This window comes from Vibrio sp. TRT 1302, from assembly GCF_050113875.1.
In the GTDB taxonomy this organism is placed as follows: domain Bacteria; phylum Pseudomonadota; class Gammaproteobacteria; order Enterobacterales; family Vibrionaceae; genus Vibrio.
Window position 1 is genome coordinate 24694 of the sequence record NZ_JBNJOF010000020.1, and the last position, 12833, is coordinate 37526.

Here is a 12833-nt window from a genome sequence, read left to right on the forward strand (position 1 = left end):
CCAACAAAGTTGGTCATGTCACCTAAAAAAGCCGTTTATCACCTAGGATCGATAAAAAGATTATCGAAAGCTGCAGTCTGTAGATTATATATAGTTAACCGCAGCGATTGAGTAGTATATCTAAATAATAAGCATAAAGTAGAATAGAAGGACAAAATATCCCAAAAAAGTTACAAATGACTGATCTGAGTTTGTTTTGTGGAATATTTATCTTTGTTGTGGTTTCTAATGTCTCTCGGGTGACATTATTTACTACCAAAGAGAAAGGTTGGTGTGATAACACCAACCTTTAACTGTGAGGGTTAGCCCGTGTTTCGCATACCCGCAGCAATACCCGCTATCGTAACCATCAGCGCTTCTTCCAGTTCTGGAGCGGCTTCTTGATCTTGACGAGTGCGGTAAAGCAATTCTGCTTGCAACATGTTCAATGGTTCAACATAGATGTTACGTAAGCGGATGGACTCTTGTCCCCAAGGGTCACTTTGCATCAGGTTCTCGTTGTTTTCTACATTAAGCACTGCTTTGATATCTTTTTGCAGTTGTTCACGCAGACGATCACCCAGCGGCAGTAGTTTAGGGTCTACCAAGCGTTCATCATAGTAGCGAGAAATTTCCATATTGCACTTAGTGTAAACCATCTCAAGCATACCAAGACGTGTAGAGAAGAATGGCCATTCGCGACACATTTCCTCTAATAGCGCTTGATGTCCTTTGTCTACGGAGTATTGAATTGCCTCACCTGCGCCTAGCCATGCAGGAAGAACAAGACGGTTTTGACTCCAAGAGAAAATCCATGGAATCGCACGTAGGCTTTCTACGCCACCGTTAGGATTACGTTTAGCTGGTCGAGAGCCAAGCGGTAGCTTACCAAGTTCCAACTCTGGCGTTGCTTGACGGAAGTAAGGCACAAAATCTGGCTCGCCACGAACGATGTTTCGGTATGCCTCACAGCTGACCTCTGACAAGACGTTCATCAAATCACGCCATTCTTGTTTTGGCTCTGGTGGTGGCAGTAGGTTCGCCTCAAGGATTGCACTTGCATAGAGGCTAAAGCTATTGACTGCAACTTCTGGAAGTCCAAGCTTGAAGCGAATCATTTCGCCTTGCTCTGTCACACGCAGGCCGCCTTTTAGACTCTTTGGTGGCTGAGAAAGTAGTGCTGCATGCGCTGGTGCGCCACCGCGACCAATAGTACCGCCTCGGCCATGGAATAGGGTCAGTTCGACGCCCTCATCTTCAGCCACTTTTACAAGAGATTCCATGGCATGGTATTGAGCCCAGCCAGCAGACATAACACCTGCGTCTTTAGCCGAATCTGAATAACCGATCATGACCATTTGATGGTTTTGAATAAAGCCACGGTATAGGTCGATGCCCATCAATTGTTTGATGACATACTCTGCGTTGTTTAAGTCGTCTAAAGTTTCAAACAATGGACAAACGTCCATACGGTAAGGACAACCCGATTCTTGTAGCAACAGGTGAACGGCGAGTACATCGGAAGCGGTACGAGCCATCGAAATAACATAGGCACCGAAGGCTTCACGAGGTTGAAGGGCGATGATATTACAGGTGTCCAAAACCTCTTGAACGGCTTCAGACGGCTGCCAATCGCGTGGTAGTAGTGGACGTTTAGAGGCTAACTCGTTAGTTAGAAAAGCAATCTTGTCTTGCTCGCTCCAATGGTTGTAATCACCAATGCCTAGGTAGCGAGTCAGCTCAGACAATACATCTGAATGACGGGTACTTTCTTGACGAATATCGAGACGAACTAGATGGACACCAAAAGCTTTGATTCGGCGTAGGGTATCGAGTAATGAACCGTCAGCAATGATACCCATGCCACATTCGTGTAGTGATTGGTAACACGCGTAGAGAGGTTCCCACAACTGTTCGACACGTTGCAGCGGCGCTTTGACGGCCAGTTTTTGACCATGAATCTTGGCGTCGAGAATCTCTTTGGTTTCGTTTAACAGCTCTCGAAGTTGCTTCAGTACAGCACGGTAAGGTTCATGTTCATCATCACCCGCGAGTGCACGAACCGCGTCGTTGCATTTGGTCATCGATAATTCGCTAACCAGTTCGTTGATATCGCCTAGGTAGAGATCGGCCGCTTTCCAACGCGAGAGCAGTAATACTTCACGAGTAATGGTATGGGTGACAAATGGGTTACCATCTCGGTCACCACCCATCCATGATGAGAAGTGAACTGGTCGCGCATCAATAGGTAGCCCTTCGCCTAGATAGCCTTCCAAACGTTGGTCTAGTTCTCTTAAGAAATCAGGTACCGCTTCCCATAATGAGTTCTCAACCACAGCAAAGCCCCATTTGGCCTCATCAAGTGGTGTTGGGCGCTGTTGGCGGATGGTATCCGAGTGCCAGCTTTGTGCGATTAGCTGCTCAAGACGACGTTCCGTTTTTTGGCGCTCTTTAACGGATAGATCACTCAGTTCAAGTTTAGAAAGGCACTTGTTGATCTTAATCAGCTTGTGAATCATGGTTCGACGAGTGATTTCAGTTGGATGCGCGGTTAGTACCAACTCAATGTTTAGATCGCGTACAGCTTGGGCTGTATCAAGTTTACTGATGTCGTTTTGAGCCAGCTTTGAGAAAAGCGTATTAATAGCGTCTGGTTCGCACACATGAGCATCGCAGTGACGTGAAATCGTATGGTACTGCTCTGCCATGTTAGTTAGGTTTAGAAATTGGTTGAATGCATGAGCAACTGGAGTCAGTTGATCATTTGGCAGGCTTTTTATTTCATCAATCAAGCTTTTTCTATCTTGTTGATTGCCTGCGAGGGCGGACTTGGAAAGTTTACGAATGGTTTCTACTTTCTCTAGAAGTACGTCACCATGTGCGTCCTTGATGGTGTTGCCGAGCAAGTGTCCTAGCATGCTCACATTGCTTCTGAGCGCAGAGTATTTCTCGTTCATTATCTTCCTGCCTTGTAAAAAAATTACATCCAATGTTTCTTTGTTAGGTAGACAATCTAGCGAAAAATATCGCTGCGAGTCAAATACTGTAGGCTAAGTTTGCAAATATTGTGCAAATGAATGTAACGCCCAAAGATGCATGCTATTGACTAATTATGTTGAAAATTTATTACAAAAACGGACTTTCTCCTTTAAATTGCTAGAACGCTTCGCTCCGATAATCCGGTTCGAAGCGTTCACAAACAAAAAGAGTTGGCGTAACACGCCAACTCTTCAATTTATCCGCATCCATCATTCAATCGCGATGGTTTCTGCTCTGCCTCTAAAAACAATACTTATGCATCGCTTTTGACAAAACATCGATCGTTGGATCAATAAACTCGAACGCGAGGAACTCATCCGGTTGGTGCGCTTGATCGATTGACCCTGGCCCTAGAACGAGAGTTGGGCAGAGTTGTTGCAGGAAAGGTGCTTCTGTGCAGTAGTTGACAGTTTGAGATTCGAGCCCACAGATCTCTTCCACACCACCAATAAATGGGTGGTCATGCTGACATTCATAACCCGGAATGGGTTCATGAAGTGGAGTAATGCTGATTCGACCAGGCCACTTAGCTTCAACCTCTTTAAGTGCGCCGCGCAACATGTTGTCCAAACCGTCTAAACTGATGCCCGGTAAAGGGCGAACATCATAATGCAGTTCGCAACAACCACAGATACGGTTCGCACTGTCGCCACCATGAATATGACCAAGGTTAAGAGTGGGACTAGGAATAGCAAAACCTGGGTGGTGGTACTCTTTGATCAATTTATCGCGTAGCTGCATTAATGCAAACAGAACTTCATGCATGATCTCAATCGCATTCACGCCTAATGAAGGATCTGAAGAGTGCCCAGATTTCCCCGTAACTCGCACGGCATTAGCGACATGGCCTTTGTGACCACGAATAGGCACTAAGCTGGTTGGCTCACCAATAATGCAGTAGTCCGGTTTAAACGGTGCATTCTCAGTAAAGTGGCGTGCACCCAGCATGGTTGTCTCTTCATCGCAGGTTGCCAGTATATAAAGAGGCTTGGTCTGTTTACTCCAATCGACTTTTTTTACGGCTTCTATAATAAAGGCGAAAAAGCCCTTCATATCTGCCGTACCTAAACCATAGAAGCGATTGTTTGCTTCAGTTAATGCGTGAGGTTCAAAATTCCATCTCCCTTGATCGAATGGCACGGTATCGCTGTGACCCGCGAGTAGCAGTCCACCTTCTCCACTGCCTTTCTTGGCAATTAGATTGAGTTTACCTTCTTCGACGGTTGTGACTTCGACGCTGAAGCCGACATCCTTTAGCCATCCTGCTAATTTTTCAATGACTTTGGCGTTGCCTTCATCCCAACTTGGGTCTGTCGAGCTAATAGAAGAGGTGGAAATCAGGCCGCTGTAGACCTCAAGAAAACTTGGTAATTTCATATTTAGTTTACATTCCCTGTTGACAGAGTACGGTTAAGAAGGTAAAACACATATTAAATCACTTTTATTGAATAAAAAACCAATAAAAGCGAAATTAATTAAATTTATAGTCACTCGTTGAGTGGTGATTTTAGGTCGAATTGGATGTCTCAGATGCTTAAAACCACAATCATAGGCGCAAGCGGTTATACCGGAGCAGAGCTTGCTCTGATGGTGCACAAACACCCTGAACTTACGCTATCAGGTTTGTATGTTTCCGCCAATAGCTTAGATGCGGGGAAATGTATCTCGCAATTACACGGTAAGTTAGCTGGGATTATTAGTCAGTCTGTGCTTCCTCTTACTGATGTTGAAGCTGTCGCAAGTGAAAGTGATGTGGTGTTTTTAGCTACCGCGCATGAAGTCAGCCACGACCTAGCCCCTCTTTTTCTTGCTCAAGGCTGTCAGGTCTTCGACTTGTCTGGCGCTTTCCGTGTAAAGAAAGAAGGGTTCTATAACCAGTTTTACGGTTTTGAGCATCAGCATGAATCTTGGCTAGATAACTCGGTTTATGGCTTAGCGGAATGGAACGATGACGGAATCAAGCAGTGTCAGCTTATCGCTGTTCCTGGTTGTTACCCAACAGCGTCTCAATTGGCAATTAAACCGTTATTGGAAGCGGGTCTTGTTGATGAAAGTCAGTGGCCGGTGATCAATGCGACTAGCGGTGTCTCCGGAGCGGGTAGAAAGGCTACCATGACCAATAGCTACTGTGAGGTGAGCTTACAGCCTTACGGTGTATTTAATCATCGTCATCAGCCAGAAATTGCTAGCCACTTGGGTCGTGAGGTGATTTTCACACCGCACCTTGGCAACTTTAAACGCGGGATACTTGCCACGATCACGCTCAAACTTGCTCAAGATGTGACAGAGCAGCAGGTCGCTCAAGCATTTCATTCAGCTTATGAAAATAAGCCGGCAGTGCGTCTCACCGTTGACGTGCTACCAAGTATTCAAAATGTAGAAAATACACCTTTCTGCGATATCGGCTGGAAGGTTCAAGGTGAGCATATCATCGTAGTCTCTGCGATTGATAACTTACTGAAAGGTGCATCAAGTCAAGCGATGCAATGTTTAAACATCCACTACGGATTTCCAGAGTTAACTGCCCTTATTTAGGCAAATACGCTTAAGCAAGTAGGTAAAGGGACGAGTAATGACAGATAACAAATCAACTCCATTAGTGATCAAATTAGGCGGTGCTGCACTGTCTTGTACTGAGACTCTTAGCCAGGTATTTGGCGCAATTGCGAATTATCAAAAGCAGGCTCAGCGACGAATTGTGATCGTCCACGGAGGGAGTTATCTGGTGGACGATCTAATGGCTGCCCTACAACTTAAAACAGTGAAAAAGGACGGTCTAAGAGTCACTCCTTACGATCAAATTGGAGTGATTACCGGTGCTTTAGCAGGCACGGCAAACAAGATGCTACAAGGTCAGGCGATTAAAGATGGGCTGAATGCGGTCGGTCTAAGCCTTGCGGATGGCGGGCTATGCCATGTTGAAGAGCTCGATCCTGAGTTGGGTGCGGTTGGTAAAGCAACCCCAGGTGACTCAACCGTGCTTCAAGCTGTTCTTGCCGCTGGCGCTTTGCCAATCATTAGCTCGATCGGCTTAACAGCAAATGGTCAGATGATGAATGTGAATGCAGACCAAGCGGCAGTGGCTGTCGCAGGTGCTCTCGACGCTGAGTTAGTTCTGCTATCAGACGTGAGTGGTGTTCTCGATGGAAAAGGCCATTTGATCAAGAGCCTCGATGAAAAGCAAGCACAGAGCTTAATTCAAGGGCATGTGATCACTGACGGTATGATCGTCAAAGTGAACGCTGCACTTGAAGCTGCGAACGATTTAGGTCGCCCGATTCAAGTTGCGACTTGGCGTTACCCAGACAAGCTGGTTGATCTGTTTGCCGGACAAAGCATCGGAACTCAGTTCTTACCTAAGCAATAAACCAATGAATTAGCTGCAACGCATGTAGCGGTGCAGCCAAAAAAACAATCAGGATGTAACCCGTAGCACTGACCGCCAAGCGCAGAGCCGGGATTTTGGAGAAAAGAAAGATGAGCAAAGTTCAAGTAAATAAAGTCGTTGTCGCATACTCTGGCGGTCTGGATACTTCAGTCATTATTCCGTGGCTAAAAGAGAACTATGACTGTGAAGTTATCGCATTTGTTGCAGATGTTGGCCAAGGTGCAGAAGAGCTAGAAGGTATCGAAGCAAAAGCAAAAGCTTCTGGTGCATCTGAGTGTTATATCGCGGATCTAAAAGAAGAGATGGTCGCGGAATACATTTATCCAACGCTTAAAACGGGCGCTTACTACGAAGGTAAGTACTTACTAGGAACCTCAATGGCGCGTCCGATCATTGCTAAGGCTCAGGTAGAAGTAGCACGTAAAGTAGGTGCGGATGCACTGTGTCACGGTTGTACTGGTAAAGGCAATGACCAAGTTCGTTTTGAAGGAGCATTTGCCGCTCTAGCACCGGATTTGCACGTTATCGCTCCTTGGCGTGAGTGGGATCTTGTTAGCCGTGAAGAGTGTCTTGACTACCTTGCTGAGCGTAATATTCCGTGTACCGCATCATTAACGAAAATTTATTCACGTGATGCAAACGCATGGCATATCTCAACCGAAGGTGGTGTTCTTGAAGAGACTTGGAATGCGCCGAATGAAGATTGCTGGGTTTGGACCGTTGATCCAGAGCAAGCGCCAAACGAAGCGGAATATGTCACGCTAAAAGTTGAAAAAGGCGAAGTGGTTGCTGTTGATGGTGAAACAATGACACCATACAACGCACTGGTTTACCTAAATGAAAAAGGTGCTAAACACGGTGTTGGGCGTATTGATATTGTCGAGAACCGTTTAGTTGGTATGAAGTCGCGTGGTTGTTACGAAACTCCAGGGGGCACTATCATGATGGAAGCACTACGTGCAGTAGAGCAACTGGTGCTGGATAAAACATCATTTGAGTTCCGTGAAGAGCTAGGTCTAAAAGCATCTCATCTAGTGTACGACGGCCGTTGGTTCACACCGCTATGTAAATCGATTCTCGCTGCATCAGAAGAGCTGGCTCAGGACGTGAACGGTGAAGTAGTGGTTAAACTCTACAAAGGTCAAGCGACAGTGACTCAAAAACGTTCAGACAATAGCCTATACTGTGAGAAATTTGCGACCTTCGGTGAAGACGAAGTGTACGATCAAAGCCACGCGGAAGGCTTCATTCGTCTTTACTCGCTATCAAGCCGTATTCGTGCGTTGAATAGCCAGAAAAAATAATTGAGATATGCATTAACAGTTAGAGCCCATTTGGTATCCAAATGGGCTTTTTACGTATATGTTCATCGCAGATGAGTGATAGATTTATCTGTGAATAAATATGTAAAAATAATGAATTAATACTTTATTTTTATCGGATTTTGCCGTAACTTTGATTCATCATAAAAACTGAATCAGATTCAGAGTCATTTTAAGCAATATAGCTACTAGCACAAATAGTGAGCAAGGTAATCAGGAGAAACGCGATGGCATTATGGGGCGGAAGATTTACCCAAGCGGCAGATACGAGATTCAAAGACTTTAACGACTCATTGCGCTTCGATTACCGACTAGCTGAACAAGATATTGTAGGGTCAATCGCTTGGTCTAAGGCTCTGATGTCTGTTGACGTGCTGAGTGAAGAAGAGCAGCAGAAACTCGAACTGGCATTGAATGAACTCAAGCTAGAGGTGATGGAAGACCCACACCAAATTTTGCGCTCAGATGCGGAAGATATCCACTCTTGGGTTGAGCAACAGTTGATTGGCAAAGTGGGAGACTTAGGTAAAAAGCTCCACACTGGTCGTTCGCGTAATGATCAGGTCGCAACCGACTTAAAGCTTTGGTGTCGTCAACAAGGGCAACAGCTGCTTATGGCGCTTGATCGTCTTCAAGCCCAGATGGTATCGGTAGCGAAACAGCATCAGGATACGGTTCTTCCTGGCTATACCCATCTGCAACGTGCTCAGCCAGTGACCTTTGCTCATTGGTGTTTGGCGTATGTTGAAATGTTCGAGCGTGACTACTCGCGCTTGCATGATGCGATTACCCGTCTTGATACCTGTCCATTAGGTTCAGGTGCGCTAGCAGGGACGGCTTATCCGATCGATCGTGAAGTGTTAGCACATAATCTGGGTTTCCGCAGAGCGACACGTAACTCTCTCGATTCAGTTTCCGATCGTGACCATGTTATGGAGCTGATGTCTGTCGCCTCTATTTCGATGCTGCATTTGTCTCGCCTTGCTGAAGATATGATCTTTTACAACTCGGGTGAGTCTAACTTTATCGAATTGGCTGATACCGTCACCTCTGGCTCATCACTGATGCCACAGAAGAAAAACCCTGATGCTCTTGAACTGATTCGTGGCAAAACTGGTCGTGTTTACGGTTCATTGGCAGGCATGATGATGACGGTTAAAGCTCTGCCTCTTGCGTACAACAAAGATATGCAGGAAGACAAAGAAGGCTTGTTCGATGCGCTCGATACGTGGAACGATTGTATGGAGATGGCTGCACTCTGCTTTGACGGTATTAAAGTAAATAAAGAACGTACGCTTGAAGCGGCCAAGCAAGGCTATGCTAATGCGACTGAGTTAGCTGACTATTTGGTCGCGAAAGGGATCCCATTCCGTGAAGCTCACCATATCGTTGGTGTGGCTGTCGTGGGTGCGATCGCTAAAGGCAGTGCTCTAGAAGAGCTTTCTATCGCTGAGCTCAAGGAGTTTTCAGACGTTATCGAAGAGGACGTATACAGCATTCTGACCATCGAATCGTGCTTAGAAAAACGCAGCGCTTTAGGTGGGGTTTCACCTAAGCAGGTTGCCTATGCGGTTGAGCAGGCCGAAGGACGTTTGATTAAACGTGATACCTCCGCGGTTAAGGTTAGACCGGCACGTCTAACGGATATTGAAGCATTGGAAGGTATGGTGGCTTACTGGGCGAATATGGGTGAAAACTTACCGCGTTCACGTAGCGAGCTTGTGCGTGATATTGGCTCATTTGCTGTCGCGGAACATCATGGGGAAGTGACCGGTTGTGCATCCCTTTATGTGTATGACTCGGGTTTAGCTGAAATTCGCTCATTAGGTGTTGAAGCTGGTTGGCAAAAACAGGGACAAGGCAGTGCGATTGTTCAGTATTTGGTAGAAAAAGCCCGCTTGATGGCAATCAAAAAAGTGTTTGTTCTAACGAGAACACCAGAGTTCTTTATGAAGCAGGCCTTCTTACCGACATCTAAGTCACTATTGCCTGAGAAGGTACTAAAAGATTGCGATCAATGTCCAAGGCAACACGCTTGTGACGAAGTGGCACTTGAAGTCAATCTGGTTGAGCAAGCCATTGCACGTGTCAGCGTCGCGTAAGTGATTGAATCTGAATGTATCAAAAAAAGATCAAAAAAGATCGTTCTTTTTTGGAACTAATAAGATTAAGCAGAGTCTATAAAAGTACCACTGCTTTTTCTTAGAAGAATCTAAGAAGGCCCCAAACCAGATATTGGTTTTGGGGCTTTTTCTTTTTTAGCGTCTCACTAAATTTGATTGGCTCGAACACTTCGCTGTTATGGCGCTACTCTTTGCCATTTCGTTTTCGCCATGGAAGGATCACAAAGCGCATCCAAAGGTGTAGGAAGAGTAGGCCGTTGAAAGCAAAACCAGCCAAAATAAGCGCGATCGATTCGATAGTTTTCGGGTTATCTTTAAACGCAAACCACCATACAATCCAACATAAAACAGAAAGCACAGTGAGTTGATCCATACATCTTTGGCAGCGGCCAAGTTTTTTCCAAAACCATTGGCTGTTTTTACAATACTGGCATGTCATGCTGGTGGCTTATTAGTGAGCGCATTGAGTGGTTTATATCCTAACCTAGAGAGAACGTTCTCTTCCACAACCTGATACAAAAAAGCGAGCTATTTGGGCTCGCTTTTGATTTTGGATTAGCAGCCTGGGCCGCAATCTAGACAGTGTTTAATCATCTCTGGACCTAGATGTAGTTTAGCGTTTAGGTCACGTAAGGCTGTGCGTACACCCTCTTCGATCACCGGATGATAGAAAGGCATATCTAACATCTCAGACACAGTCATTTTATTCTGGTGTGCCCAGGCTAGCAGGTGAGCTAGGTGCTCTGCATTCGGTCCCATCATCTCTGCACCGAGGAAGCGACCCGTACCCTGTTCACCGTATACGTGAAGGATGCCTTTATTGCGCAACATAACGCGAGATCGACCTTGGTTTTCAAATGAAACTTCACCCGTCGCGAAACAGCCACAATTACCTAAACGTGTGGTTAGCTGCTTATAGGTCTCACCAACCATTGCGATTTGCGGGTCAGAGAAGACGGCTGATATTGGCGAACGACGCAGGCCTGCACGAATATCTGGGAAACGACCTGCGTTATCCCCAGCGATACGCGCTTGATCTGCAGCTTCGTGTAGCAGCGGAATTTGATTGCTGGCATCTCCGGCAATAAAGATGCTCTCTACTGACGTTTGCAGCGTGTAATATTCAGCGGTTGGAACGCCGCGCTCATCAAGCTCTAGAGAGGTATTCTCCAAGCCTAGTTTATCAACGTTTGGTCGACGTCCAGTGGCTGCCAATACATAGTCAACGATAAAGCTTTCCAATTCACCATCTTGATTAATAAAGAGAATTTCAACTTTGTCAGTGCCGTCAATACGCTTCATGCTTTCGATTTTAACGTCCGCATCCAAGTAGAACTCTTGCTTGAAGGCTTTATCTGCGTAAGCCATGACTTCAGGGTCTGTGATTGGGCCTACTTGACCACCAAGGCCAAACAGCTTCACATTTACACCTAAACGATGCAGCGCTTGTCCAAGTTCAAGGCCAATAACACCAGGGCCAAATACGGCAACAGATTCAGGAAGATCATCCCAGTCAAACACATCGTCATTAATGATGAGACGATCACCGAGTTCGTTCCAAACCGCAGGGTACGCTGGACGCGAACCCGTCGCAATAACAATACGTTTAGCGTGGATCTGAGTATGGTCATCCACAATCAAGGTGTTGTTGTCGATAAATTTTGCGTAACCAGCAATCTTGTCTTCTGCTGGGATCTCATCGACACCTTCCAGTACAAAACCTACAAAACGGTCACGTTCACGTTTAACACGATCCATTACTTCGCGGCCGTTAATCACGATTTCGCCTTGAGGATGAACACCAAAACCTGGTGCTTTTTCGATGTGGTGAACGCTTTCAGCCGCAGCAATCAATAGCTTCGAAGGCATACAACCTACGCGAGCACAAGTGGTGCCGTATGGGCCACCTTCAATCATCACAACACTGTTTGTATGTGCTTTTGCTGCGCGATATGCGCCTAAACCTGCTGTACCACCACCAATAACGGCAACATCGACATTTAACTGTTTCATAACTGGGTCTCGCTGTTTACTCCAAGCGTTTCCGAGTGAGAAAGCTTGAGGATTTGAATCTATGTTTGTATCAATCTGGATAAGTCGTGGGACTGCCCTGAGACAACGACTTATCAAGACTGGGGAGGAGTAGAATTTAGGTGTCCCCCGCACCGCAGTGGCACGGGAGACTGAGGGTTTATTAGCCTAGGTAAGCTTCTAGCTCTTCGCTGCCACCGATGTGTTTACCACCGATGAAAACTTGAGGAACTGTAGAACGACCAGTGACTGCACGTAGACTTACTGTTGTCGCATCTTTACCCAGAACCACTTCTTCATACTGAAGACCGTGGTCAATCAGGTTTTGTTTCGCTTTCGCACAGAATGGGCAGCCTGGTTTAGTAAACACAGTGATAGATTCTTGTGTTTTGTAATCAGGAGCGATGTACGCAAGCATAGTGTCAGCGTCAGATACTTTGAACGGGTCACCTGGTTCGTTTGGTTCGATGAACATTTTTTCTACTACGCCATCTTTAACTAGCATGCTGTAGCGCCATGAACGTTTGCCGAAACCAAGGTCGTTTTTGTCAACGAGCATACCCATACCGTCAGTGAACTCGCCGTTACCGTCAGGAATGAAGGTAATGTTTTCTGCTTCCTGATCCTGTTTCCATGCGTTCATAACGAATGTGTCATTGACCGATACACATAGGATTTCATCAACACCATGCTCTTTGAATACAGGGAACAACTCATTGTAACGAGGTAGGTGGCTTGATGAACAAGTCGGAGTAAACGCACCAGGTAGGCTGAATACTAAAACAGTCTTACCTTTAAACAGCTCATCAGTGGTTACGTTAACCCATGCATCACCTTGACGAGTTGGGAAAGTAACTTGTGGTACGTTTTGACCTTCTTTAGATGCAAACATATTTGTTTCCTTTTGATTTTATGTAATTTGGTGGTGAGTCTTATCAGTGCTTTCACTGT

General features: G+C 45.8%; 9 protein-coding genes. 4 read left to right on the plus strand and 5 right to left on the minus strand.

The window, feature by feature from the left end:
• Positions 1-302 precede the first annotated feature (302 nt).
• Entirely contained in the window at positions 303-2936 is a 2634-nt protein-coding gene (ppc, locus tag ACQEXP_RS17650; RefSeq protein WP_426971112.1) for a phosphoenolpyruvate carboxylase, read from the minus strand.
• 322 nt (positions 2937-3258) lie between these two features.
• Positions 3259-4395 carry an acetylornithine deacetylase gene (gene argE, locus ACQEXP_RS17655; RefSeq protein WP_138971077.1) on the minus strand — a complete coding sequence of 379 codons (1137 nt, stop codon included), beginning with the start codon at positions 4393-4395 and terminating at the stop codon, positions 3259-3261.
• A gap of 153 nt (positions 4396-4548) precedes the next feature.
• Between argE and argC the strand changes: the two genes are divergently transcribed.
• The 4 genes from argC (at position 4549) to argH (ending at position 9830) form a co-directional block, all read left to right on the plus strand.
• On the plus strand, positions 4549-5553 hold the full coding sequence (gene argC, locus ACQEXP_RS17660) for an N-acetyl-gamma-glutamyl-phosphate reductase (RefSeq protein WP_269378367.1): 1005 nt from the start codon (positions 4549-4551) through the stop codon (positions 5551-5553).
• A gap of 37 nt (positions 5554-5590) precedes the next feature.
• Entirely contained in the window at positions 5591-6385 is a 795-nt protein-coding gene (gene argB / locus ACQEXP_RS17665) for an acetylglutamate kinase (protein WP_426971113.1), read from the plus strand.
• Positions 6386-6495: 110 nt separating this feature from the next.
• Positions 6496-7710 (plus strand): argininosuccinate synthase, encoded by a 1215-nt coding sequence (locus ACQEXP_RS17670; RefSeq protein ID WP_138971075.1) that lies wholly within the window; start codon positions 6496-6498, stop codon positions 7708-7710.
• Positions 7711-7955: 245 nt separating this feature from the next.
• Positions 7956-9830: an argininosuccinate lyase gene (argH, locus tag ACQEXP_RS17675; RefSeq protein ID WP_426971114.1), complete on the plus strand. Its 1875-nt coding sequence runs from the start codon at positions 7956-7958 to the stop codon at positions 9828-9830.
• Positions 9831-10035: 205 nt separating this feature from the next.
• On the opposite strand, the gene ACQEXP_RS17680 is transcribed toward argH, so the two are convergent.
• The 3 genes from ACQEXP_RS17680 to ACQEXP_RS17690 form a co-directional block, all read right to left on the minus strand.
• The gene (locus ACQEXP_RS17680; RefSeq protein ID WP_269378364.1) at positions 10036-10290 is read right to left on the minus strand and encodes a DUF3624 domain-containing protein; all 255 of its coding nucleotides are present in this window, start codon (positions 10288-10290) and stop codon (positions 10036-10038) included.
• Between the two features lie 116 nt (positions 10291-10406).
• The gene (locus ACQEXP_RS17685; RefSeq protein ID WP_426971115.1) at positions 10407-11864 is read right to left on the minus strand and encodes a dihydrolipoyl dehydrogenase; all 1458 of its coding nucleotides are present in this window, start codon (positions 11862-11864) and stop codon (positions 10407-10409) included.
• A 181-nt stretch (positions 11865-12045) separates the two neighbouring features.
• The gene (locus tag ACQEXP_RS17690) at positions 12046-12774 is read right to left on the minus strand and encodes a redoxin family protein (protein WP_269378362.1); all 729 of its coding nucleotides are present in this window, start codon (positions 12772-12774) and stop codon (positions 12046-12048) included.
• Positions 12775-12833 lie beyond the last annotated feature (59 nt).

What these genes read in the sequence shown, in the direction of transcription:
- ACQEXP_RS17685 (WP_426971115.1), bottom strand. Translation starts at nt 11,864, where the DNA reads ATGAAACAGTTAAATGTCGATGTTGCCGTTATTGGTGGTGGTACAGCA.
- ACQEXP_RS17690 (WP_269378362.1), bottom strand. Translation starts at nt 12,774, where the DNA reads ATGTTTGCATCTAAAGAAGGTCAAAACGTACCACAAGTTACTTTCCCA.
- argE (WP_138971077.1), bottom strand. Translation starts at nt 4,395, where the DNA reads ATGAAATTACCAAGTTTTCTTGAGGTCTACAGCGGCCTGATTTCCACC.
- argH (WP_426971114.1), top strand. Translation starts at nt 7,956, where the DNA reads ATGGCATTATGGGGCGGAAGATTTACCCAAGCGGCAGATACGAGATTC.
- ACQEXP_RS17680 (WP_269378364.1), bottom strand. Translation starts at nt 10,290, where the DNA reads ATGACATGCCAGTATTGTAAAAACAGCCAATGGTTTTGGAAAAAACTT.
- argC (WP_269378367.1), top strand. Translation starts at nt 4,549, where the DNA reads ATGCTTAAAACCACAATCATAGGCGCAAGCGGTTATACCGGAGCAGAG.
- ppc (WP_426971112.1), bottom strand. Translation starts at nt 2,936, where the DNA reads ATGAACGAGAAATACTCTGCGCTCAGAAGCAATGTGAGCATGCTAGGA.
- argB (WP_426971113.1), top strand. Translation starts at nt 5,591, where the DNA reads ATGACAGATAACAAATCAACTCCATTAGTGATCAAATTAGGCGGTGCT.
- ACQEXP_RS17670 (WP_138971075.1), top strand. Translation starts at nt 6,496, where the DNA reads ATGAGCAAAGTTCAAGTAAATAAAGTCGTTGTCGCATACTCTGGCGGT.